At 43.8% G+C, this 22651-nt stretch carries 24 protein-coding genes; 23 read left to right on the forward strand and 1 reads right to left on the reverse strand.

Annotated features, from left to right (window positions below; genetic code table 11):
- Window positions 1-160 precede the first annotated feature (160 nt).
- The 11 genes from folB to rpoS all read left to right on the forward strand — a co-directional run bounded on the left by folB (window position 161) and on the right by rpoS (window position 7975).
- Window positions 161-514 carry a bifunctional dihydroneopterin aldolase/7,8-dihydroneopterin epimerase gene (folB, locus tag A1QO_RS12400; RefSeq protein ID WP_017035162.1) on the forward strand — a complete coding sequence of 118 codons (354 nt, stop codon included), beginning with the start codon at window positions 161-163 and terminating at the stop codon, window positions 512-514.
- A complete protein-coding gene (gene folK, locus A1QO_RS12405; RefSeq protein WP_017035163.1) occupies window positions 511-1005 on the forward strand; it encodes a 2-amino-4-hydroxy-6-hydroxymethyldihydropteridine diphosphokinase in 495 nt (164 codons plus the stop codon). The genes folB and folK overlap by 4 nt, the downstream gene beginning before the upstream one ends.
- A gap of 10 nt (window positions 1006-1015) precedes the next feature.
- Window positions 1016-1819 (forward strand): undecaprenyl-diphosphate phosphatase, encoded by an 804-nt coding sequence (locus A1QO_RS12410; RefSeq protein ID WP_017040616.1) that lies wholly within the window; start codon window positions 1016-1018, stop codon window positions 1817-1819.
- A 183-nt stretch (window positions 1820-2002) separates the two neighbouring features.
- Window positions 2003-2284: a cell division protein FtsB gene (gene ftsB / locus A1QO_RS12415; protein WP_017038223.1), complete on the forward strand. Its 282-nt coding sequence runs from the start codon at window positions 2003-2005 to the stop codon at window positions 2282-2284.
- A 1-nt stretch (window position 2285) separates the two neighbouring features.
- Window positions 2286-3011, forward strand: coding sequence for a 2-C-methyl-D-erythritol 4-phosphate cytidylyltransferase (ispD, locus tag A1QO_RS12420; protein WP_017035166.1), 726 nt, complete (start codon window positions 2286-2288; stop codon window positions 3009-3011).
- On the forward strand, window positions 3002-3475 hold the full coding sequence (gene ispF, locus A1QO_RS12425) for a 2-C-methyl-D-erythritol 2,4-cyclodiphosphate synthase (RefSeq protein ID WP_017035167.1): 474 nt from the start codon (window positions 3002-3004) through the stop codon (window positions 3473-3475). Before ispD ends, ispF begins: the two co-directional genes overlap by 10 nt.
- 99 nt (window positions 3476-3574) lie before the next feature.
- Window positions 3575-4615 carry a tRNA pseudouridine(13) synthase TruD gene (truD, locus tag A1QO_RS12430; protein ID WP_017038220.1) on the forward strand — a complete coding sequence of 347 codons (1041 nt, stop codon included), beginning with the start codon at window positions 3575-3577 and terminating at the stop codon, window positions 4613-4615.
- 12 nt (window positions 4616-4627) lie between these two features.
- Entirely contained in the window at window positions 4628-5389 is a 762-nt protein-coding gene (gene surE, locus A1QO_RS12435; RefSeq protein WP_017040617.1) for a 5'/3'-nucleotidase SurE, read from the forward strand.
- A complete protein-coding gene (locus tag A1QO_RS12440) occupies window positions 5386-6012 on the forward strand; it encodes a protein-L-isoaspartate(D-aspartate) O-methyltransferase (RefSeq protein WP_017038218.1) in 627 nt (208 codons plus the stop codon). The genes surE and A1QO_RS12440 overlap by 4 nt, the downstream gene beginning before the upstream one ends.
- Before the next feature lie 2 nt (window positions 6013-6014).
- On the forward strand, window positions 6015-6890 hold the full coding sequence (locus tag A1QO_RS12445; RefSeq protein ID WP_017041100.1) for a peptidoglycan DD-metalloendopeptidase family protein: 876 nt from the start codon (window positions 6015-6017) through the stop codon (window positions 6888-6890).
- Window positions 6891-6988: 98 nt separating this feature from the next.
- Window positions 6989-7975, forward strand: coding sequence for an RNA polymerase sigma factor RpoS (gene rpoS, locus A1QO_RS12450; protein ID WP_426511204.1), 987 nt, complete (start codon window positions 6989-6991; stop codon window positions 7973-7975).
- A 111-nt stretch (window positions 7976-8086) separates the two neighbouring features.
- Here rpoS and mutS read toward each other — a convergent pair whose 3' ends face one another.
- The gene (gene mutS, locus A1QO_RS12455) at window positions 8087-10648 is read right to left on the reverse strand and encodes a DNA mismatch repair protein MutS (RefSeq protein ID WP_017040618.1); all 2562 of its coding nucleotides are present in this window, start codon (window positions 10646-10648) and stop codon (window positions 8087-8089) included.
- Window positions 10649-10752: 104 nt separating this feature from the next.
- Between mutS and pncC the strand changes: the two genes are divergently transcribed.
- The 12 genes from pncC (at window position 10753) to csrA (ending at window position 22423) form a co-directional block, all read left to right on the forward strand.
- A complete protein-coding gene (gene pncC, locus A1QO_RS12460; protein ID WP_017040619.1) occupies window positions 10753-11238 on the forward strand; it encodes a nicotinamide-nucleotide amidase in 486 nt (161 codons plus the stop codon).
- Window positions 11239-11438: 200 nt separating this feature from the next.
- Complete coding sequence (gene recA, locus A1QO_RS12465) at window positions 11439-12479, forward strand: recombinase RecA (RefSeq protein WP_017035175.1); 1041 nt, start codon at window positions 11439-11441, stop codon at window positions 12477-12479.
- A gap of 463 nt (window positions 12480-12942) precedes the next feature.
- A complete protein-coding gene (locus A1QO_RS12470) occupies window positions 12943-13347 on the forward strand; it encodes a DUF2170 family protein (RefSeq protein WP_017034941.1) in 405 nt (134 codons plus the stop codon).
- Window positions 13344-14030, forward strand: a complete 687-nt coding sequence (locus A1QO_RS12475; RefSeq protein ID WP_017034942.1) for a PspA/IM30 family protein — start codon at window positions 13344-13346, stop codon at window positions 14028-14030. The genes A1QO_RS12470 and A1QO_RS12475 overlap by 4 nt, the downstream gene beginning before the upstream one ends.
- 14 nt (window positions 14031-14044) lie before the next feature.
- Window positions 14045-15070 carry a potassium channel protein gene (locus tag A1QO_RS12480; RefSeq protein WP_017038213.1) on the forward strand — a complete coding sequence of 342 codons (1026 nt, stop codon included), beginning with the start codon at window positions 14045-14047 and terminating at the stop codon, window positions 15068-15070.
- A complete protein-coding gene (locus A1QO_RS12485; protein WP_017040487.1) occupies window positions 15070-15711 on the forward strand; it encodes a YjfK family protein in 642 nt (213 codons plus the stop codon). Before A1QO_RS12480 ends, A1QO_RS12485 begins: the two co-directional genes overlap by 1 nt.
- A 15-nt stretch (window positions 15712-15726) precedes the next feature.
- Window positions 15727-16140: a DUF350 domain-containing protein gene (locus tag A1QO_RS12490; RefSeq protein ID WP_017034945.1), complete on the forward strand. Its 414-nt coding sequence runs from the start codon at window positions 15727-15729 to the stop codon at window positions 16138-16140.
- 14 nt (window positions 16141-16154) lie between these two features.
- The gene (locus A1QO_RS12495) at window positions 16155-16763 is read left to right on the forward strand and encodes a DUF1190 domain-containing protein (RefSeq protein ID WP_017034946.1); all 609 of its coding nucleotides are present in this window, start codon (window positions 16155-16157) and stop codon (window positions 16761-16763) included.
- 6 nt (window positions 16764-16769) lie between these two features.
- Window positions 16770-17933 (forward strand): glutathionylspermidine synthase family protein, encoded by a 1164-nt coding sequence (locus A1QO_RS12500; RefSeq protein WP_017040486.1) that lies wholly within the window; start codon window positions 16770-16772, stop codon window positions 17931-17933.
- Window positions 17934-18114: 181 nt separating this feature from the next.
- Window positions 18115-20700, forward strand: coding sequence for an alanine--tRNA ligase (gene alaS, locus A1QO_RS12505; RefSeq protein WP_017034948.1), 2586 nt, complete (start codon window positions 18115-18117; stop codon window positions 20698-20700).
- A gap of 245 nt (window positions 20701-20945) precedes the next feature.
- The gene (locus A1QO_RS12510; protein WP_017041101.1) at window positions 20946-22133 is read left to right on the forward strand and encodes an aspartate kinase; all 1188 of its coding nucleotides are present in this window, start codon (window positions 20946-20948) and stop codon (window positions 22131-22133) included.
- A 92-nt stretch (window positions 22134-22225) separates the two neighbouring features.
- Entirely contained in the window at window positions 22226-22423 is a 198-nt protein-coding gene (gene csrA / locus A1QO_RS12515; RefSeq protein ID WP_017034950.1) for a carbon storage regulator CsrA, read from the forward strand.
- The last annotated feature ends 228 nt before the right edge of the window (window positions 22424-22651 follow it).

The following is a 22651-nucleotide window of genomic DNA, read 5'->3' on the forward strand; positions in this document are numbered from 1 at the left end:
TATGAAACAGATGCTCTAAAAGCAAGTAGTTGTTATCATATCGTGATTCATACCATCACACTACTCTCATATGAAGAAGTGAGTGTGATTGATTACCTCAGGATAGTAAGTTGTTTTGACCTACTTAGGTATCCGACCTCTACAAAGGACAGACTCCATCATGGATAAAGTATTTATTGAACAGCTAGAAGTGATTACGACCATCGGTGTTTACGACTGGGAGCAAGAGATCAAACAGAAGCTCGTTCTTGATATCGAAATGGCTCACAATAATCAACCTGCGGGAAAAAGTGATGATGTTGCGGACGCTCTCGATTACTTTGAAGTGAGTCAGGCTGTTTTAAAGCATATTGAACACGGAACGTTTTTGTTGGTTGAACGCGTGGCTGAAGAAGTGGCAGAGTTGATCATGGGACGCTTTAATGTTCCTTGGATCAAAATTCGCTTAACCAAGCCAGGTGCGGTTGCTCAAGCTCGAGGTGTGGGAGTGATCATTGAGCGAGGCAAGCAATGATCACCGCATACATTGGTGTAGGAACCAATGTAGAACGTGAAAAACACGTCGAGGCAGCGGTCAATGAACTTTCTTTGTTAGGTGAAGAACTAAGGCTATCGACGATCTATCAATGTGCGCCAGTTCATTTTGACGGGGATAATTTTTTTAATCTTGTAATAGAAATGAAAACCGCACTTTCTTTAACGGAACTTTCACAAGCATTACGTAACGTTGAAATGCGTTGGGGTCGATCGGATTTTGCGCAAAAGTATCAAGATCGAACGTTAGATCTTGATATCATTTTGTTTGGGGAAGAGGTGAGCGAAAGTGATCCGCAATTACCAAGAAGTGACATATTCAAATACTCATTTGTTATTCAACCACTTTATGAATTGTGCCCTGATTTACACATTCCATTAGATGGAAGAACGGTCCAACAGGTTTGGAACCAGTCCACTGATTTTGACACGTTAACCGGTATTGAACCCTGGTTTGAACTAAAGAAATAATGAGATTTTAATGAGTTATATTGAAGCTTTTGTCCTTGCCCTTATTCAAGGACTGACGGAATTTTTACCTATTTCCAGCTCTGCGCATTTAATTTTACCTTCTGCTGTCTTGGGTTGGGAAGATCAAGGTTTAGCGTTTGATGTCGCTGTACATGTGGGTACATTAGCCGCAGTGATCATCTATTTTCGTAAAGAAGTGATCTCACTACTCAGTGCTTTTTTAGGATCCATCTTTAAAGGCGAACGAAGTAAAGAATCAAAACTGGCCTGGATGATCATTCTAGCGACGATCCCCGCCTGTGTGTTTGGTCTGTTCATGAAAGATCTGATCGAAATATATTTACGTAGTGCTTGGGTTATTGCTACGACGACCATCGTCTTTGGTTTATTGCTTTGGTATGTCGATAAAAATGCCACTTTGGTCGACGACGAATACCAAGCTGATTGGAAAAAATCACTGTTTATTGGTGTTTCACAAGCCTTGGCAATGATCCCCGGCACCTCTCGCTCTGGCGCCACGATAACAGCGGCAATGTATTTGGGGTTTACTCGTGAGGCGGCGGCTCGATTTTCATTTCTTATGTCGATTCCGATCATCTTACTGGCTGGCGGCTACTTGGGGCTAAAGCTTATTTCCAGTGGTGAGCCGGTTCATTTAGGTGTGCTGATGACAGGAATCGTAACGTCATTTGTCAGTGCTTATATCTGTATTCATCTATTTTTGAAACTGATTTCGCGTATGGGTATGACACCGTTTGTCATATACCGCCTAATACTGGGCTTCGGATTGTTTGCATTTTTACTGTTTAACTAGGGCGTAATGAGTCTGTTGCATTTAGGTGGTGCTTGTTAAAGAGCGCCACTTGCTAACGGATCCCTGTTTGTAATGGATTCCTTGCTTGTTAAGGATCCTTAGTGTGTACGACCTCGCTTGAAAAGCGCCATTGTGGTATATATGTTGCCTTTCAGTCTCTTTCTCCTTTACTGCGTTACGATTATGCGAATTTTTGTTTTGACCTTAACACTCCTGTTCGGCTGGCTGCAGTACACATTGTGGTTTGGCAAAAACGGCATTATTGATTTCAATCTAGTGAATAGTGAGATTCAAGCTCAGCATCGAGTGAACGATAATCTTCGTGCTCGTAATGATGAAATGTTTGCTGAAATTGATGACTTGCGCCAAGGCTTAGATGCCATTGAAGAGCGAGCAAGACATGAGCTTGGTATGGTAAAAGAAGGAGAAACTTTCTACCGCTTGATTGGAGAGGAATCACACTAGAATGCCAAATAAACATTCCCCAAACTCCATCGTAGCTATCGTGCCTGCTGCGGGCGTGGGCAGCCGAATGAAGGTTGATCGTCCGAAACAGTATTTAACGATAAACGATACGGCCATTTTAGAACACACCGTCCTTAAGCTACTTTCTCACCCTAAGATTGATACGGTGGTTGTCTCGGTCACAGATGGTGATCCTTATTTCTCAAGTTTATCCATTGCCAATCAATCGAATGTCATCCGTGTTAGTGGTGGAAAAGAGCGGGCTGACTCTGTGTTATCCGCATTAGAGTATCTGAATCAAGAAAACGTATCAGAATGGGTGTTAGTCCACGATGCCGCGAGGCCCTGCGTACAACTCAAAGATATTGACCGTTTGATTGAGACGGCTTTAGCCCATGAGGTTGGCGCGATATTGGCTTGCCCGGTACGAGATACAATGAAACGCTCCGATAGCACCAATAATATCGACTCAACCGTCGAACGAAATAACCTATGGCATGCATTAACGCCACAAATGTTTCGAACAAGCTCGCTTTATCACGCACTCAATGACGCGTTAAAAGCTGAAGCAACCATTACCGATGAAGCATCGGCAATGGAACGACTCGGCCTTGCGCCTGCGTTGGTTCATGGCCGTTCTGACAATATTAAAATCACTCAACCGGAAGACTTGTCTTTGGCTGAGTTTTATTTAAGCCATAATAAGGAAAAAGAGTCATGCGAATAGGCCATGGTTTTGATGTGCATAAATTCGGTGGTCAAGGCCCCGTCATTATTGGTGGAGTCGCGATTCCTTACGAACAAGGGCTCCTTGCCCATTCCGATGGTGATGTCGCTTTACACGCATTAAGTGATGCTTTGCTTGGTGCGATTGCCGCGGGTGACATCGGGCGTCATTTTCCCGATACCGATGATAAGTGGAAAGGGGCTGATAGCCGAGAGCTGCTAAAAGATGTTTATCGTCGCGTAAAAGACCAAGGTTATATACTGGGTAATGCAGACATTACTATCATGGCCCAATCACCCAAAATGGCGCCACACATTGAAGCAATGTGCGCGGCGATCGCTCAAGATTTAGAAACGGATCTTAGCAATGTCAACGTGAAAGCAACAACGACAGAGCGGCTTGGCTTTACTGGACGGAAAGAAGGCATTGCGTGTGAAGCGGTTGTATTGCTCATGAAAAAATAACGCCACTCACCATAGAAAAAGCATGATTAATAGAGTAGCGCTTGCAGTAGCGGTACGTTAAAACCCAATTAAACAGTCACACGGTGACGGAAGAAAACTATGTCAGATGTTTTATCTCAGTTTCATTACTTACACGGTAAACCAAGCGCAAAAGCAAAACTCAAAGCCAAAGCTGAAGATTTTAAAGTCAGTGAAGATCTCGGTTATGAGTTTACAGGCTCTGGTGAGCATCTGATGATACGCATACGAAAAACGGGAGAGAACACCAGCTTCGTTGCCAATGAACTTGCTAAGGCCTGCCAGGTCAAATCTAAAGATATTAGCTGGGCTGGATTAAAAGATCGCCATGCAGTAACAGAGCAGTGGCTCAGTGTTCACTTACCGACAGGCGAAACTCCGGACTTCAGTGCTTTTTTGGCTCAATACCCAAGCATTGAAATATTAGACACTCAGCGCCATAACAAAAAACTGCGTCCAGGCGATCTTGCGGGCAATGATTTTGAGATAACCTTGTCTGATGTCACCAATGTTGAACAGGTTATTGAACGCATTGAAAAAATAGAAAAACTGGGCGTGCCAAACTATTTTGGCAGTCAACGTTTTGGTCATCAGGGAAATAACCTTGAGGAAGCTCGTCGTTGGGGGCGTGACAATGTTCGAACGCGTAATCAGAATCAGCGTAGCTTGTATTTGTCATCTGCTCGTTCATGGATATTTAACAAAATAGTGTCAGCTCGTATAGAGCAAGGTGTCTTCGATACGTTATTGGTGGGCGATGTCGTTTCAGGCAGTGAGTCGGGCTTAGTGACCGAGGACAATATTGCCTCACTACAACAAGCTCTGAGCCGAAAAGATATTCAAATTACAGCAGCGATGGCCGGTGACAATGAGCTGCCAACAAAGGGCAAAGCACAAGAACTAGAGCTGCCTAACCTAGACAGTGAACCCGACTTAATGGCTTTGATTCGAGGCAATCGCATGCGACACGATCGCAGAGCTGTGCTTTTACAGCCTAAAAATTTCACATGGACACATAATGAAAACAGCGTGACATTAACGTTCTCATTAGATTCAGGGAGTTTCGCGACCTCTATTGTTAGAGAGTTGGTGGAAGAAGAAGTGGTAGAGAGAGTGTACTAAAGCAAAATGAATATGAAGCCAAAGTTAAAAGTATTACTAAGTAACGACGATGGTGTTCACGCAAAAGGCCTCCATGCATTAGCGAACGCACTAAAAGATATCGCAGAGATAGTGATTGTTGCTCCTGATCGTAATCGTTCAGGGGCATCAAATTCATTGACGTTAGAGCAGCCACTAAGAGTGAACGAAATATCACCTTCTGTATATTCAGTTCAGGGAACCCCGACCGACTGCGTCCATTTTGCACTGAATGAATTGATGAAAGATGATCTCCCTGATTTGGTATTAACGGGTATTAACCACGGTGCTAATCTTGGTGATGATGTGCTTTATTCAGGCACGGTCGCGGCGGCAATGGAAGGGCATTTTTTGGGGGTGCAGTCGATCGCCTTTTCATTAGTAGGAAAGGTCAATTTTGATGTGGCTGCGCAAGTGGCTAAAAATATCGTCGAGCAACATATGGCTCAGCCTATCCCAACCAATCGATTGCTCAATGTCAATATTCCAGATGTCGATAGCCACCATGATTTAAAGATCAAAGTGACACGATTAGGTGCCCGTCATCACGCTGAGAATATGATAAAGCAGCAAGATCCGCGTGGGCATGATATTTATTGGTTAGGCCCCCCAGGAAAAGAGCAAGATGCTGGTGAGGGAACGGACTTTTATGCCGTAGATAAACGACAGGTTTCAGTGACGCCACTTCAAGTGGACCTCACCGCACACGAATCTTTACGAGCTATGGAACATTGGTTTAAGGAAAAAGCACTATGACAAACCCACATGCAGACAAGCTGATAGAGTTTCTTGTCGCGAGTGGTATTAAAGACCCGCGAGTATTACAAGCCATTCATAACCTTCCCCGAGAGAGCTTTGTTTCTCAGGCAATGATTCATCAAGCTTACGACAACAATGCTTTACCTATTGGGCAAGGGCAGACCATCTCTCAGCCTTACATTGTTGCAAAAATGACAGAATTGCTCGGTTTAAAAAGCAACAGCAAGGTCTTAGAAGTTGGTACGGGTTCGGGTTATCAAACCGCCGTATTGGCGCAATTAGTCGATCATGTTCATTCCATTGAAAGAATTAAAGCGTTGCAATGGGATGCCAAAAGACGTTTAAAGCAATTGGATCTGTATAACATCTCCACCAAACATGGTGATGGCTGGAAAGGGTGGGCCAATAAAGCGCCATTCGATGCCATTATTGTTACCGCTGCTCCAAACAGCGTACCTGAGGCATTGCTCGAGCAGCTTGCGGAAGGTGGAAGAATGATCATTCCTGTTGGAGAAGAAGAGCAGCAGCTCATAAAGATCACTCGGCAAGGCAGTGAGTATCTTTATGAGAATATAGAGATGGTGCGTTTTGTCCCTCTCGTTGCCGGTGATCTTGCGTAACGATGAAAAGCTTAGTCCGGAACTTAGTCGTAATTGTTTGTGTCAGTGCTCTTCTCGGGTGCACGGCAAGAAATCCTGCGCCTGTCTCCGGACTAAATAAAGATTACAACAGTGTCTCTCGTGGCAGTTATCGCGGCAGCTTCTATGAGGTGAGCAAAGGCGATACGCTCTACTTTATCAGTTATATAACGGATAAGGACGTGAATGAGATAATTCGCTATAACAATTTAAAAGAACCTTATACGATCCATCCAGGGCAAAAACTAAACTTATGGCGTAGTAACTATGTGGCCCCAGCCTATGGCGGAACAGGGGCGGGAGCCGCAACGGTTGCAAGTGTTGATAAAGCGAGCAAAAACTCTAACCAAACAAATACTTCAGCAAAGACTAAAGTAGTACAAAAAGATCCCCCAAAGAAGGTTGAACAATCAAAATCAAAGGAGTATGTTAAATCTACAGGGCAACAAAGTGTTAACAAAGTAGCGAACACAACAAAGACAAAAAGTGAAAAAGTTAACAGCTGGATATGGCCAACCAAAGGGAGAATCATTAAAAAGTTTTCTGCTGGAGAACAAGGGAATAAAGGCATTGATATCGCAGGACAGCGTGGTCAAGCTATCGTTTCAACAGCAGGAGGAACCGTTGTTTATTCAGGCAATGCATTACGGGGTTACGGCAATCTAGTGATTGTAAAACATAATGATAATTACCTCAGTGCATATGCTCACAATGATCGGTTGCTTGTACAAGAAGGACAGAGTGTAAAAGCAGGTCAAAAAATAGCAACAATGGGCAGTTCAGGGACCAGCAGCGTTCGATTACATTTTGAAATTCGCTACCAAGGTAAGTCGGTGAATCCAAATCGCTACTTACCGTAATTTTACTTTATGGGTAATTTAGCGACATTAAGAAGTAGTAATGTCTTGCTAGCTCGCCAGGGGGAGGCGCTATGGGTATCAGCAATGCAGCAGTAAAAATGGATGAGTTGGATTTAGAGGCAACCGCGAAGGAAATCGGTAAATCTAAAAAACAACCCGCCAAAACCAAAACAACAGCCAAAGCTAAAACAACAGCGAAAGCGAAGACCGCAGCCACTGAAGAAGTTGAAGTTTCGAGTAAAAGCTTAGATGCGACACAACTTTATTTGGGTGAAATCGGTTTTTCTCCACTACTCACCGCAGAAGAAGAAGTCCTTTTTGCTCGCCGAGCACTCCGAGGCGATGAAGCAGCACGTAAGCGCATGATCGAAAGTAATCTACGTCTTGTCGTGAAAATATCTCGCCGATACAGCAATCGCGGCCTAGCATTGCTCGATTTAATTGAAGAAGGTAACCTTGGATTGATTCGTGCGGTCGAAAAATTTGACCCTGAAAGAGGTTTCCGCTTTTCAACCTATGCCACCTGGTGGATCCGACAAACAATAGAACGCGCTTTGATGAATCAGACTCGAACTATTCGTTTACCTATCCATGTCGTCAAAGAACTGAATATTTATCTGCGCACAGCGAGAGAGTTGTCTCAAAAGCTAGACCACGAACCGACCGCAGAAGAGATTGCTTCAAAGCTTGATAAACCTGTAGAAGATGTCAGTAAAATGCTGCGCCTAAATGAACGCGTGAGTTCCGTCGATACCCCTATTGGTGGTGATGGCGAAAAAGCATTGCTGGACATTATTCCTGATATTCATAATTCTGATCCAGAAGTTTCAACTCAAGATAATGATATAAAGGCTTCCTTAGTCAATTGGCTTGATGAGCTAAACCCTAAGCAAAAAGAAGTGCTTGCGCGCCGATTTGGCCTTCTAGGTTATGAGCCATCAACGTTGGAAGAAGTCGGACGCGAAATAAACCTGACTCGTGAAAGAGTTCGTCAGATACAAGTAGAAGGCCTACGTCGATTACGTGAAGTATTGATTAAGCAAGGGCTTAACATGGAAAATCTATTCAGCGTAGAAAATGAATAACACATTACCGTTTCTGAAATAAGAGAACCTTATTTAATAGAAAGTGACGTGACAGAGAAAAAGGTACAGCTTTATTGGTTTAAAGCATGTACCTTTTTTATTGCCTGTCGACTAGATCATTTTCTTGAGTCGATACAAGGCTTCTAGTGCCTGCCTAGGCGTGAGGTCATCAGGGTCGATTCCGGCCAGTGCGGCTTCTACCTCGCTTGGCTCTGGAATTAAGCTTAATTGATTCGCAATATCCACAGAGGTTCCCTTGCTAGGCTCTGAATTATTTCCTAGCTGCTCCAGTTGAGATAACTTGGCGCGAGCGTTTTTAATCACCGTTTTTGGCACGCCAGCTAGGCCAGCAACCGCAAGGCCGTATGATTTATTCGCCGCTCCCTCTTGCACGGCATGCATAAAGGCAATGCTATCTCCATGCTCGACGGCGTCTAAATGGACATTCGCGAGATTAGGCAGTTGGTTTGGAAGCTCTGTTAACTCAAAATAGTGCGTGGCAAATAGAGTCAAGGCGCCGATTTTAGACGCTAACCACTCGGCACTTGCCCAAGCTAATGACAAACCATCATAAGTACTGGTTCCACGACCAATTTCATCCATCAATACTAGGCTGTTTGGTGTCGCATTGTGCAAGATGTTCGCGGTTTCGGTCATTTCAACCATGAAAGTCGAACGCCCAGATGCTAAATCATCCGACGCGCCTATTCGAGTGAAAATACGGTCAATTGAGCCGATCTTTGCTGACTGAGCGGGCACATAGCTACCAATATGGGCCATCAACGCAATTAAAGCAGTTTGGCGCATGTAGGTCGATTTACCCCCCATGTTGGGCCCTGTAATGATCAGCATTTTACGGTCACTGCTCAGAACGATGGGGTTGGCAATAAAGGGGGTGTCCATGACTTTTTCTACGACAGGGTGTCGACCTGATTGAATATGGATACCAATATCGCTGCTCATCTCTGGACGGCAGTAATCTAAACTCTCGGCACGTTCTGCTAGATTCTGAAGCACATCAATCTGAGAAACCGCCGATGCGATATTTTGTAAGCGCTCTAAATGAGGAAGAAGCAAATCGAACAACGCTTCCCACAATTGCTTTTCGATGGCTAAGGCTTTCGATTTAGAACTCAGTACTTTGTCTTCATGTTCCTTTAACTCAGGTATAATATAGCGTTCAGCATTTTTTAGTGTTTGACGACGAACATAATGAGGGGGTACTAAGTGGCTTTGTCCTCGACTGACTTGTATGAAGAAACCGTGCACATTATTAAAGCCAACTTTTAAGGTATCAATACCATGACGTTCCCGCTCTTCTGCTTCAAGTTTGTTTAAAAACTCTGTAGCACCCTCAGCCAGGTCTCGCCATTCATCGAGTTCCGCACTGTATCCAGAAGCAATGACCCCGCCATCTCGAATAATAACCGGTGGATTTTCCTTTACTGCACGTTCAAGCAGTTCACAAACCTCAGTAAACGGCGCGGCATAATTGGTTAGCTTAACAAGGTAAGGCTGCTTTAACTCCGATAAACAGGCGTGTAATTCGGGTAACTGTTGCAGCGCTATACGTAACCGAGCCATGTCTCTTGGGCGAGCGGATCGCAGTGCCAGGCGAGCGAGGATACGTTCAATATCACCAATCTGTTTTAATGTCGGTTGAAGCTCACAGAACAATCCAAGTTCCTTGAGCTCTCCAATGGCATCAAGGCGTTGGTTAAGCGTATCAATACAACGCATTGGCTGATGCAGCCAACGTTTCAGCATCCGGCTACCCATAGCGGTTGAGCTGTGATCGAGTACTTCAGCGAGAGTATTGTCGAAACCACCGGATAAATTCTGAGTGATCTCCAGGTTACGTCTTGTGGCGGCATCCAAAATAACCGAGTGATCTTGGCGATCAAAAGTCAACGAACGAATATGCGGAAGCGTCGTGCGTTGAGTATCTTTGACATATTGAATCAAACAGCCAGCGGCACATAGCCCCAGCTTTGCGTTTTCAACCCCAAAACCAATGAGATCACGGGTACCAAATTGCTGATTCAATTGTTGTTTAGCGGTATCGAGTTCAAACTCCCATACCGGACGACGGCGATTCCCGTTTCGATTGGTCATAAGGTGAACTGGTTCGAAATCTTCAGGAAAAAGCAGTTCTCTTGGCGATGTTCTCTGAAGTTCCGCCGCCATCGCTTCTTCACTTTCAGGTTCGATAAGTTGGAATCGACCTGAGGTCATATCGAGTGTTGCGTAGCCAAATTTACCATTATGGTGATAAATCGCTGCAATTAAGTTATCAACACGCTCAGACAGCAGTGCTTCATCGGTGACGGTTCCTGGTGTCACAATTCGCACTACTTTACGTTCAACGGGGCCTTTACTGGTGGCAGGGTCGCCAACTTGCTCACAAATAGCCACCGACTCGCCAAGTTGAACTAGTTTTGCTAAGTAGCCTTCAACCGCGTGGTAAGGAACGCCCGCCATAGGGATAGGTTCACCTGCTGATGCACCTCGCTTGGTTAACGAGATATCCAGTAGTTGCGAGGCACGTTTGGCATCGTCATAAAATAGCTCGTAAAAATCCCCCATACGATAGAACAGCAGTATGTCTGGGTTCTCAGCCTTCAATCCGAGATATTGTTTCATCATAGGTGTATGTGTTTGATCGGCTTTCACTGTTCTGGTCTTTCGTTTTTTTCTATTGCGGCTTAGGATACGTGAATCCTTTTCATGCGAAAAGGCACAAATTCAAGCGCAAAGGCATAAAGAGGTTTTTAGTCATGGACTCACATCAATCGCTCAGCAAACAGGTTGGTCAACTGCTTTTCGATAGAAAACAGATTTTGGCAACGGCGGAATCGTGTACTGGTGGCGCCGTTGCAACCGCGATTACCGACATAGCGGGTAGTTCATCGTGGTTTGATCGAGCATTTGTCACTTATAGCAATGAAGCGAAAGTTGAGATGTTAGGTGTTCAGACACAAACGCTGGATCAATATGGCGCTGTGAGTGAGCCGGTTGTGATGGAAATGGTCACAGGAGCACTCACACATTCTAATGCTACTATCGCCGTTTCGATCAGTGGTATTGCAGGCCCTGGTGGCGCAACCGAAGATAAGCCAGTAGGAACCGTTTGTTTTGCTTGGGCCGATACCAATGGGTGGACAAAAATTGACACTGTCCATTTTGATGGGGATCGTTCAAGTGTTCGCTCACAAGCGGTCGAATATGCGCTTCAAACTCTTGTAGGTTACTTGAATCAATGACCTAGGTTGTTTTTTCTCACACACGTAAATAAAGTGTTGGATGCTCGTTGTGTGATATAAACAATAAAAGCCGTGATTTTTTTCATACAGGTATAGACACTGTATGAATCAACAGTATAATGAAAACCAATTAAATACCCGCTTGGGTAACCCGTATAGTCTAGTTCACGATGAACCCCGTGAACCGTGTGGAGATAAAGATGGACGCAAATAAAGAAAAAGCACTAGCCGCAGCCTTAGGCCAGATTGAAAAGCAGTTTGGTAAAGGTTCTATTATGCGTCTAGGTGACAACCGTACAATGGATGTAGAAACCATCTCAACAGGCTCACTTTCTTTAGATATCGCACTCGGTGCTGGTGGCTTACCAATGGGGCGTATCGTTGAAGTCTACGGCCCGGAATCATCAGGTAAAACAACGTTAACGCTTGAGCTCATTGCTGCCGCTCAACGCGTGGGAAAAACCTGTGCCTTCGTTGATGCAGAGCATGCCTTAGATCCTATCTACGCACAAAAGCTAGGCGTAGATATTGACGCTTTGCTAGTTTCTCAACCAGATACGGGTGAGCAAGCGCTAGAAATCTGTGACGCATTGGCACGATCTGGTGCGATTGATGTATTGGTTATTGACTCGGTTGCAGCATTGACACCGAAAGCAGAAATTGAAGGTGAAATGGGCGATAGCCACATGGGCCTTCAAGCTCGTATGCTTTCTCAAGCAATGCGTAAGCTGACGGGTAATCTTAAGCAATCTAACTGTATGGCAATCTTCATTAACCAAATTCGTATGAAAATTGGTGTTATGTTTGGTAATCCAGAAACCACAACTGGTGGTAACGCACTTAAGTTTTACGCATCGGTTCGTCTTGATATTCGTCGTACTGGCTCTATCAAAGAAGGCGATGAAATCGTTGGTAACGAAACTCGTATCAAGGTTGTTAAGAATAAGATTGCCGCACCATTTAAGCAGGCCGAAACACAAATTCTGTACGGCAAAGGCTTCAACCGCGAAGGCGAATTGATCGATTTAGGTGTGAAGCACAAACTTGTTGAAAAAGCGGGTGCTTGGTACAGCTACAATGGTGACAAGATTGGTCAAGGTAAAGCAAATGCAGGTAAATATCTGCGTGATAACCCAGAAGCAGCCCTTGCAATCGATACTAAATTACGAGAAATGTTGTTGGCTCCTGTTGAATTAGAGAAACCAACAGAAGATGTCGAGCAGTTAGAAGAAGATTTATAAACGTTAATCATGCCCATGACTAATGTAAAGCCTCGCGATGCGGGGCTTTGTCGTTTCTAAGATAGGATAAAAACGGCGAGGAAAAGATGTTAAAATCCATGCCAATCGCATAAGCCTATAAGGTCACATCCCAAGTAAACGCGCTGCTTAAACGATGATTTTGCTGCTTACCAATCACAGTAAATAAGTGATCAGAAATAGCGCAGGAAAAAGGCTTGAGAGCAAGGAGGAATTTTTTTATCAGTCGTTATCCTACAATCAAAAATTCTAACGCAGTTATCGACTATTTTAACCCGCTAGGGCGAACCGTTATTTACTACGATTGATATTTCATCCTTGCCTTTTTGCCAATGGTTTTTATGGTGAATATATTGAATTTAATTAATCACTTAAGTTTATAGTTGAAAACATCTTGGCAAGGTGAGACTGTAAAGATGTTATTTTCTAAATTGGAATTTATATTATGGCTTGGACTTTATCTGAATTAACAACAGCGCTCGGGAAACATGAAGGCTGGAGCGTCGATACATCGAAGTGTGCCGATTCATTGGTATTAACAAATGAAGATGGAATTGATGCTTACGTTGCTGTAGCAGGAGAGCAAATTATTGTTGAAGTCGTTCTTTTCTCGCAAAAGAATGTGAATGACACCTCAGCGCTGAACAGTCTTATTTTAAGAACGCATAAGATGTTCCCACTTTCGACGATAGGCATTAATACCATCGCGGATGAAGATTATTATGTGGCCTTTGGTTCGTTATCTTCACAATCAAAAGAAGAAAGTGTTGTTATTGAAGTCGCGACCCTATATCGCAATGTTGAAGCATTTATTGAACTATACGACGAGTATTTAGGAGTATCAGCATGAGTGTTTGGAAAAAGCTGTTTACCGCAATAAAAGGCGGAGTGAATGAAGCGGCAGAAAGTGCAGCGGACAATCAAGCTTTAAGAATTTTAGATCAAGAGATCCGAGAAGCAAAAGAAGAACTGAGAAAATCGGATCAAGCTCTGGTATCGATTATTGCAAAAAGAAAGTTGGCTGAAAATAAAGTATCGGGTCTTGCCAATAGTATTTCTGAATATGAAATGCATGCTCGTTCAGCGATGGAAAAAGGCGAACAAGCTCTCGCTTTAGAGTGTGCAGGTAAAGTGGCTGAATTTACCAATCAGCAAACTACCGAGCAAACATACGTTGACCAATTTGGTGTATCTGAAAAGAGACTGCGGGAAAATATCGCTCAAGCGAAAGATAAATTACGTCAGTTAGAGCAACAAATTGATATTGTAAAAGCCAATGAAGCGGTTCAAAAAGCTCAAACAGCGGTGTCTTCTACTAATGTTGGCGCTAACAGTAAAATGACGACAGCCGTCGAATCTCTAGAGCGAATTAAAAACCGCCAAGCAGAAAAGCAAGCGCAACTTGAAGCGGCTTCTGAAATGCAAGAAGAGCAATCAGGCAGTAGCTTAGATAAAAAATTAGCAGCAGCAGGAATAACTTCTGGTGGGCAATCCTCAGCGGAAGATGAACTTGCTCGTATCTTAGGGAAATAAGCAGAGAACCTAGCATGCCATTATGGATGATAGTAAAGAGGTGGGCCTATACCCACCTCAGTGAGCTAAGCGGCAGAAACTTGTTGGTCGTACTTGTTTCCTACGTAGTGATTTCATGGTCATTGCTTAGTTGGTGTGGCGAAGAGGCTTTAACCGAAAATCTGACGGACTTTATTTACTATCTAATAGTGACATCGTCAACGGTCGGTTATGGTGATATGTCGCCAGCAACGGCAATGGGTAAATGGGTTGTTGGGCTCTTTGTTATTCCTGGTGGCTTGGCTTTATTTGCAGTGTCGTTGAGCCGGATTGCTGCGGTGTTAATCAATTCTTGGCGTGCGGGTGTACAAGGGAAACGGAGAGTAAAAGTGGACAATCATATTCTTTTATTGGGTTGGAATGAGCAAAGAACGCTTCATCTGATTCGAATGCTGCAGCACGAGGAATCAGGCCGTAGACCCATTGTTTTGTGCGCTAGAGCTGAAATAGAAAACCCGCTACCGTCTGAAATAGAATTTGTTCATGTTAGCAGTTTTACTGACGGCATCGCTATGAACAGAACCAACATAGAGCAGGCTAGCTGCATTATCGTTGATAACCCCGAAGACGACATCACGCTATCTGCTGCACTGTATTGCGCTAACCGTAATCCTAACGCGCATCTTTTAGCTTACTTCAAAGATGAATCGTTGAGTCAGCTACTAAAAACGCATTGTAATAATGCTGAATGTATTCCTTCGATCGCAACCGAGCTCTTAGCTAAGGCTGCGGTCGATCCCGGCTCCAGTGCTTTACACCAAGAACTATTAAGTTCAACTCAAGGTATGACGCAATATTCTGTTACCTACTCATCACCCAAATCAACAACAGTGAGTGTCTTGTTCGATCAATTTAAGAAAGAGTATCACGCTACCCTCATTGGTTTAGATAGTGGTGATGGCATTGAGCTCAACCCCAAATTGGATACAGAAGTTGTGAAAAATACCAAGCTGTTTTACATAGCCGACGAACGAGTAGAACACTTTGATTGGGAACAATAATGTTTAATTGGTTTAAGAAAAAAACAACCGAACCCAAAGAAACCTCAGATACAGCACCAGAGGTATTAGGCTTGAGACTCGGTGGCGCGTTTGAGCTGGACGATTTGAAGTTCCGAATGATCGAGCCTGAGTTGGTGATTGAAGGAGCCTCAAGAACGCAAATCATCCAAGCTGTAGGGGTCGTATCTTTAGATGAAAACACTCGGTTAGTCAGATTTTATACCGATGATGACGGTTACCTTCAAGTTTTGCAGCATGGGCGTGATGACAGCGGTGTGGCAGAAGTGAAGTTGTTTTACTTTTATGAGACTAAACCTATTGATAGCGACTCATTGTGGGATTCATGGTTAAACTCGACATTGGTTCAGCCAAGCATGTCATTGGAAGGACATACCTTTGAAAAGGTGTGGGAAAACGAGCAGCCCGTCGCGATGACAGAAAAGACATACGATAGAGAAGGGCGAGTCTCGCAAACCGATCAATTCGTGATGCTTTATGAGCGAGATGTAAACGATCACTATGCGGAATCATTATTAATTGCGTGTGAAGAAAGCGTCAAAAACCAGCACCAATTGGAACGTTGTGTCACCCATATTACCGGTGTCAACGTCTCAGCAACCGACTTTACCGTTATCGGATAACTACAGGATTAAAACATGGATTTTATTATGCAGTCTCTTGGTGGACTCGTCGATTTTGTGATTTATTTTGCTATTTCGATAGGTTTTTTGCTTTTATTTAAAGTGATCTATACGCGATTTACGCCATACGATGAATGGGCTTTGGTTAAAGAAAACAACGTAGCCGCAGCTGTTGCGCTGTCGGGATCTTTTGTAGGCTACAGTATCTCTATTTCTGGGGCGGCGGCGAACTCAGTCAATATCGTTGATTTTGTCCTTTGGGGGATTATCGCTTTCGTTGCTCAGCTCATTGCGTTTGGTTTGGTTCGATTCATCTTTTTGCCGAAAATCACCCAACGCATTGAAGATAATGAACTATCAGGTGGTATCGTATTGGGGGCCGCATCTATTGCGATTGGTATGCTCAACGCAGCATGCATGACGTATTAATTGAGGGTTGAACGATGAAACGAAGTCAACGAGTCATACTGCCCTCAATGAAGAAAGATTGGAGCAAGATCAATATTGCTCCGTTCACTGTCGCAGTTGGTGTTGTCGTCATTGCAGGTTGCTCTGACAGCGACCCAAGCAATGATGCTTACATCTATTCTGGTATTGATGATTGCTCGGAGAGTAACCCAGGATATACAGAACAATGTCGTGCCGCATACGAAGAGGCACTAGATGAAGCGGCAAGAACGGCACCGCGCTATATATCTGAAAATGATTGTCGTGCAGAATTTCGTGAAGAAGGTTGTTTTCAACCACGAAATACGTCTTGGTTCGTCCCTGCAATGGGCGGCTTTTTATTCAGCAGAGCCCTGGGTGGTTCCAGAGGGTATTACTCTGAACCTATCTATCGATACGGTGGCTCTTGGTATTCGACTGATGGTCGCTCTTACGGCTCTTATCGAAATGGATATAAAAAAATCAAGATCAAAACCTCTGAAATGAAGAAAAAACCTGCGGTGACTCGAACCATGTCCAGAGGCGGATTTGGATCGACAGTTTCCGCTAAATCCAGTTGGAGCAAGAGCAAAAGTAGCGCTGGTAAATCGAGCTGGGGCGGCTAAATTTATATGCTTCGTATCGATACCAAGGAAAGACCCAATTGGCGTGAACTCGCTAAGCAATTTGGCTTTGGCTACCATAGTATGTATGACGATCCCTACTGGGATGAGCGTGCTTACTATCAATTTACGCTTGAACAAGTTGAAAGGGATATCGAAGCTCCAACTGAAGAGATCCACCAAATGTGTTTGCAGGCGGTGGAAAAAGTGGTTGCAGACGAAAATTGGTTGCAACGATTTCAGGTTCCAGTGTCGATGTGGGACAGTGTAGCGACATCTTGGAAACGAAATGAACCGTCACTCTATTCTCGTGTTGATTTCGCTTATTCGGGGCAAGGACCTGCAAAACTGTTGGAGAACAACGCTGATACTCCAACAAGTTTATACGAAACGGGTTTTTGGCAATGGGTATGGTTGGAAGATAAAGTTAAATCAGGGCAAGTGAGCCGTCGTGCCGATCAATTTAACATCCTGCAAGACTATTTAATTGAACGCTTTCATCAGTTAGCCAAACAACAGCCAGGGCAGACCTTACACTTTTCTTGCTGCAAAGATACTGAAGAAGACCGTGGAACGGTGCAATACTTACAAGATTGCGCGACAGAGGCTGGGCTAGATACGGCATTTGTGCACATTGAAGATATCGGTATCAATAATCTCGATGAGTTTGTTGATATCAAATCAAGACCTATTCGTTGGATGTTCAAACTTTATCCTTGGGAATTTATGTTTAATGAAGCGTATGGTCAGCATCTTCCCACGGCTAATATCAACTGGTTAGAACCCATGTGGAAGTCAATCTTATCCAATAAAGCGCTCTTGCCTTTGTTGTGGGAAATGTTTCCCAATCATCCTAATTTATTGCCGTCTTATTTCATGGACGATCCAAGAGCCTCCCGTTTAAAAGACTATGTGGTCAAGCCGATTTTTTCACGAGAAGGGGCCAACATTTCGATTTTTAAAGACAGAAAGCAAGTCGCTAGAGCGGATGGTCCCTATGGTGAAGAAGGGATGATTGTGCAGGCGTATCACCCGTTACCCGTTTTTAATGGCAGCAATACGCTGATTGGCAGTTGGTTGGTTAACGATCGAGCCGCAGGGATGTCGATACGTGAAGATGACAGCTTGATCACTCAAGACTACGCACGCTACGTACCCCACATCATTCTTTAGTACATATTTTTCCATACGCTGAATGTTCTTTTATCCCACTTTATTGTCAGCAAAAAGTTATCAGCAATCAGGCATAGAGGTGGCTTGTCTGGCAAATGTCCAGAGAATCCCCTAGTCGAATATCTATCCATGATTTACAATACATCAAAATTCTAACTCGATAATTTTCAGGAAGAGCTGCATGTACATGAGCACTGACGAGGTTCGCAACGCGTTCCTCAAGTTCTTTGAAAGCAAAGGACACCAAATCGTAGACAGTTCATCGTTAGTTCCACATAACGATCCAACCCTGCTATTCACGAATGCAGGCATGAACCAATTTAAAGATTGCTTCTTAGGTTCAGAGAAACGAGCCTACACGCGAGCAACTACGTCTCAGCGCTGTGTACGTGCTGGTGGTAAACATAACGATCTAGAAAACGTTGGTTTTACTGCACGTCACCATACCTTTTTTGAAATGCTAGGTAACTTCAGCTTTGGCGATTACTTCAAAGAAGAAGCCATCGCGTTTGCGTGGGAATTCTTAACCAGCACACTTCAACTTCCAAAAGAACGTCTGCTTGTGACTGTGTATGAAACCGATGACGAAGCGTTTGATATCTGGAACAAAACCGTTGGTATTCCAGCCGATCGCATCGTTCGCATAGGTGATAAGAAAGGCGGTAAAGCATTTGAGTCAGATAACTTCTGGCAAATGGGTGACACTGGCCCTTGTGGTCCATGTACTGAGATCTTCTATGATCACGGTGAGCATATTTGGGGCGGACGTCCGGGCACACCAGAAGAAGATGGTGATCGCTTTATCGAGATCTGGAATAACGTATTTATGCAGTTTAACCGTCATGCTGATGGCACGATGGAACCACTACCTAAACCAGCCGTTGATACTGGAATGGGGATTGAGCGTATTTCTGCGATTATGCAAGGTGTCCACTCCAACTATGAAATTGATGTTTTCCAAACATTGATCAAATCAGCGGCTGAAGTCATTGGTCATGACGACCTTTCTAACCAATCATTACGTGTTGTTGCCGATCACATCCGTTCGTGTGCGTTTTTAATCGTAGATGGTGTAATGCCTTCTAATGAAGGTCGAGGTTACGTACTTCGTCGCATTATTCGTCGTGCCGTTCGTCATGGGAATAAATTAGGCGCGCAAGGTTCATTCTTCCACAAATTGGTACCTGTGCTTATTGAAGTGATGGGAACAGCAGGAGAAGAGCTTAAGAAACAGCAAGCGATCGTAGAAAAAGTACTGCGTATTGAAGAAGAAAACTTCAGCCGCACACTTGAGCGCGGCATGGTGATCCTAAACGATGCTCTAGATAATCTAGAGGGGACGGTTTTAGATGGCGAAACCGTGTTTAAACTTTACGATACCTACGGTTTCCCTGCGGATTTAACCAATGATGTTGCCCGTGAGCGTGAGCTATCAATCGATGAAGAAGGCTTTGAAAAAGCGATGGAAGAGCAACGTAAACGTGCTCGAGAAGCTGGCCAGTTTGGTACAGACTACAACGCGACAATCAAAGTGGATACCGATACGGAATTCTGCGGTTACACAGGCACCAGTGGGAACAGCGTTATTTCTGCGATGTTTGTAGAAGGCGAAGAAGTTCAATCGCTTTCAGCTGGCGATAAAGCCATTATCGTATTAGACGAGACACCGTTCTACGCTGAATCGGGTGGCCAATGTGGTGATGCTGGTCAATTGAAAACAGATTCAGGCACATTCATGGTTGAAGACACTCAAAAGCTCGGTAATGCCATTGCGCATCACGGTGTGCTTGCTGAAGGTGTGTTTGCAAAAAATGACAAGGTGAACGCAAGTGTTGATGCTTCTCGCCGTGCTGCAATTACTCTAAACCACTCGGCTACTCACTTATTGCATGCGGCTTTACGTACGGTTCTAGGTGAACATGTTACTCAGAAAGGTTCCTTGGTTAAGCCAAATAACCTACGCTTTGACTTTTCAAATTTAGAAGCGGTAACCGCGGCTGAATTGAAAGAAGTTGAACGTATGGTTAACGCTCAAATTCGAAACAACCACGTGATTGAAACCAATGTCATGGACATTGAATCGGCTAAACAGAAAGGCGCTATGGCCTTGTTTGGTGAGAAGTACGATGATGAAGTTCGCGTTCTTTCAATGGGTGAGTTTTCTACCGAGCTTTGTGGTGGTATCCACGCACGCAACACCGGTGATATTGGCCTATTTAAAATTACCTCAGAAGGTGGCATTGCCGCTGGCATTCGTCGTATTGAAGCGGTGACGGGTGAGGCTGCGCTAGACGCACTTGATGCTAAACACGCTCAGTATGAAGACAAACTGACTGAAGCGGTGAGTAAATCAAAGCAGCTAGAGAAAGAAATTCAACAACTGAAAGACAAGATGGCTGCCGCTGAAAGCGCCAACATCATGGGTAAAGTTGAGGAAATTGAAGGTACTAAAGTCCTTGTTGCCGCTATCGAAGGTGGTGACAATAAGAATTTACGCATCATGGTTGATGAAGCTAAGAATCGTGTAGGCAGCGGTATTATTCTTCTTGCTAATATTGCTGATGGTAAGATTGGTCTTATTGCGGGTGTCACTAAAGATATGACCAGTAAAGTCAAAGCTGGCGATCTGGTTAAGATGGTTGCAGAGCAAGTCGGTGGTAAGGGTGGTGGTCGCCCAGACATGGCTCAAGCGGGCGGTACTGATATTGATGCATTGCCAGAAGCACTAGCTTCAACTCGTGCATGGCTTGAAGAGCGATTGAAATAACGAAATGATGTGCTCAATGATTTATTATTGATTGAGCATAACAATCTAAATAGAACCAAGTGGTTTAATTGGCAACATTGAAGCTGATTAAACGGCTTGGTTTTTTGTATTTTTACTGATACCAATCGTAGTTAATAGCGGGTCATCCTAGCTATTTTTAACTCCTCTATTATTGTGATTGGTATGACCAATAATTCTCACTTTATTGGTGTAATAAGATGTTAGTCTTGGGAAGGTGAAGGCTGGTGAATAAGCCCGTTATCGTACAAAAGTTTGGTGGAACTTCGGTAGGAACGATTGAATCGATTCGCACTGTCGCTGAACACATAATTAATGCAAAGCAAGCTGGTAACCATGTTGCTGTTGTTGTTTCGGCAATGTCAGGTGAAACCAATCGCTTGGTGTCGCTCGCAAAGCAAGTGGATAGTGTTCCAAACGCTCGAGAGCTCGATGTGTTGCTTTCATCGGGAGAGCAAGTCTCTATGGCATTGTTGGCCGTGACATTGAACAAGCTGGGGCATAAAGCGTGTTCATTGACGGCAGCACAAGCAAGTATCTACACCAACAGCCAGCATAACGATGCGACGATCACACGCATCGATACAAAGAGGATTGATGATCTCTTTGCTGACGGTAATATCGTCATTGTTGCCGGCTTCCAAGGGATTACAGCGAACGGTGATATCACTACCTTAGGAAGAGGTGGTTCAGATACGACAGCGGTCACTTTAGCTGGTTCGCTCAAGGCACAAGAGTGTCAAATCTATACGGATGTAGATGGTGTTTATACTTGCGATCCTAGGGTTATCCCCGATGCAAAAAAATTAGAGGTGATTGATTTTCCTTCAATGGAAATCATGGCCAGAAAAGGGGCCAAAGTATTGCATTTACCTTCCGTTCAATACGCAAGGGAAAATAATGTGCCACTGCGTGTTCTATCGACTTTCGAGCATAATCAAGGCAGCCTGATAGAAGGTGAAAAGGTACAGCGGGACGTGACAGGCCTGGCAATATGTCGCGACATGCTTTTAGTCGAGGTTGAAGAATGCCAATTAGCGAGCGCTAAGACTCATTGTCAAATGTTAGGAATAACCGTTTGTAATGTGATCAAACGTGCAGATTATGTAGGCATAGTGATTGAACATGGCTCAATATCAAAATTGGATCTGGTGTTCGGAGAGAAAATCCGTAATAGTTCACAGGTAAGCTTGTTAACTGTTGTTGGCTTGCAAGCAAAAGGAATAATTAAGTCATCAAAACAGTTGTTAATGGAACGTGACATTGCGGTTGTTGATTGCTCTTCCGAGAGTTTATCTTTAACGTTCGTTTTATCTCAAGAATGCATCGACGATGCAGCCCATTTACTACATGATGCTTATATTGCCCAAAGCCAAGTATTCGATAGTCATCAAAGACAAGTGTTTTTAGGCTAATTTTGGTTAACATTGTTGTTTACGAAAATATAACTTTTGGTAGATAATACTTTCGTAATAATTAAATTTTGAGACTACTCAAGGAGCTAGTAATGCTAATTTTGACTCGCCGTGTTGGCGAAACCCTTATGATCGGTGATGAAGTAACAGTGACCGTTTTAGGTGTAAAAGGTAATCAGGTACGTATCGGTGTAAATGCTCCAAAAGAGGTTTCTGTACATCGTGAAGAAATCTACATGCGAATTCAAGCTGAAAAAGGCAATGGTAACGTTGCGCCTGGTAGTTACTAATACGGATTGAATGGCTAGCTGTTATGCTGGCCTTTTTAATGTGTAGTGCATATTTATGAGTTAAAAGAGTGATTTCACACCGCTTTGATTAAATAGCCAACGGTTGATGTTTTTTTTAATCTTTTTGCCAAGAAAGTGTTTGACATATTTTTGGTAAATCGTAATATGTGCCTCCGCAAGACGGTGAGGTGGCCGAGAGGCCGAAGGCGCTCCCCTGCTAAGGGAGTA

It is taken from the genome of Vibrio genomosp. F10 str. ZF-129 (assembly GCF_000287055.2).
GTDB lineage: Bacteria > Pseudomonadota > Gammaproteobacteria > Enterobacterales > Vibrionaceae > Vibrio.

Coding starts and splice junctions, on each gene's coding strand:
- folB (WP_017035162.1), top strand. CDS start 161: ATGGATAAAGTATTTATTGAACAGCTAGAAGTGATTACGACCATCGGT.
- folK (WP_017035163.1), top strand. CDS start 511: ATGATCACCGCATACATTGGTGTAGGAACCAATGTAGAACGTGAAAAA.
- A1QO_RS12410 (WP_017040616.1), top strand. CDS start 1,016: ATGAGTTATATTGAAGCTTTTGTCCTTGCCCTTATTCAAGGACTGACG.
- ftsB (WP_017038223.1), top strand. CDS start 2,003: ATGCGAATTTTTGTTTTGACCTTAACACTCCTGTTCGGCTGGCTGCAG.
- ispD (WP_017035166.1), top strand. CDS start 2,286: ATGCCAAATAAACATTCCCCAAACTCCATCGTAGCTATCGTGCCTGCT.
- ispF (WP_017035167.1), top strand. CDS start 3,002: ATGCGAATAGGCCATGGTTTTGATGTGCATAAATTCGGTGGTCAAGGC.
- truD (WP_017038220.1), top strand. CDS start 3,575: ATGTCAGATGTTTTATCTCAGTTTCATTACTTACACGGTAAACCAAGC.
- surE (WP_017040617.1), top strand. CDS start 4,628: ATGAAGCCAAAGTTAAAAGTATTACTAAGTAACGACGATGGTGTTCAC.
- A1QO_RS12440 (WP_017038218.1), top strand. CDS start 5,386: ATGACAAACCCACATGCAGACAAGCTGATAGAGTTTCTTGTCGCGAGT.
- A1QO_RS12445 (WP_017041100.1), top strand. CDS start 6,015: ATGAAAAGCTTAGTCCGGAACTTAGTCGTAATTGTTTGTGTCAGTGCT.
- rpoS (WP_426511204.1), top strand. CDS start 6,989: ATGGATGAGTTGGATTTAGAGGCAACCGCGAAGGAAATCGGTAAATCT.
- pncC (WP_017040619.1), top strand. CDS start 10,753: ATGGACTCACATCAATCGCTCAGCAAACAGGTTGGTCAACTGCTTTTC.
- recA (WP_017035175.1), top strand. CDS start 11,439: ATGGACGCAAATAAAGAAAAAGCACTAGCCGCAGCCTTAGGCCAGATT.
- A1QO_RS12470 (WP_017034941.1), top strand. CDS start 12,943: ATGGCTTGGACTTTATCTGAATTAACAACAGCGCTCGGGAAACATGAA.
- A1QO_RS12475 (WP_017034942.1), top strand. CDS start 13,344: ATGAGTGTTTGGAAAAAGCTGTTTACCGCAATAAAAGGCGGAGTGAAT.
- A1QO_RS12480 (WP_017038213.1), top strand. CDS start 14,045: ATGCCATTATGGATGATAGTAAAGAGGTGGGCCTATACCCACCTCAGT.
- A1QO_RS12485 (WP_017040487.1), top strand. CDS start 15,070: ATGTTTAATTGGTTTAAGAAAAAAACAACCGAACCCAAAGAAACCTCA.
- A1QO_RS12490 (WP_017034945.1), top strand. CDS start 15,727: ATGGATTTTATTATGCAGTCTCTTGGTGGACTCGTCGATTTTGTGATT.
- A1QO_RS12495 (WP_017034946.1), top strand. CDS start 16,155: ATGAAACGAAGTCAACGAGTCATACTGCCCTCAATGAAGAAAGATTGG.
- A1QO_RS12500 (WP_017040486.1), top strand. CDS start 16,770: ATGCTTCGTATCGATACCAAGGAAAGACCCAATTGGCGTGAACTCGCT.
- alaS (WP_017034948.1), top strand. CDS start 18,115: ATGTACATGAGCACTGACGAGGTTCGCAACGCGTTCCTCAAGTTCTTT.
- csrA (WP_017034950.1), top strand. CDS start 22,226: ATGCTAATTTTGACTCGCCGTGTTGGCGAAACCCTTATGATCGGTGAT.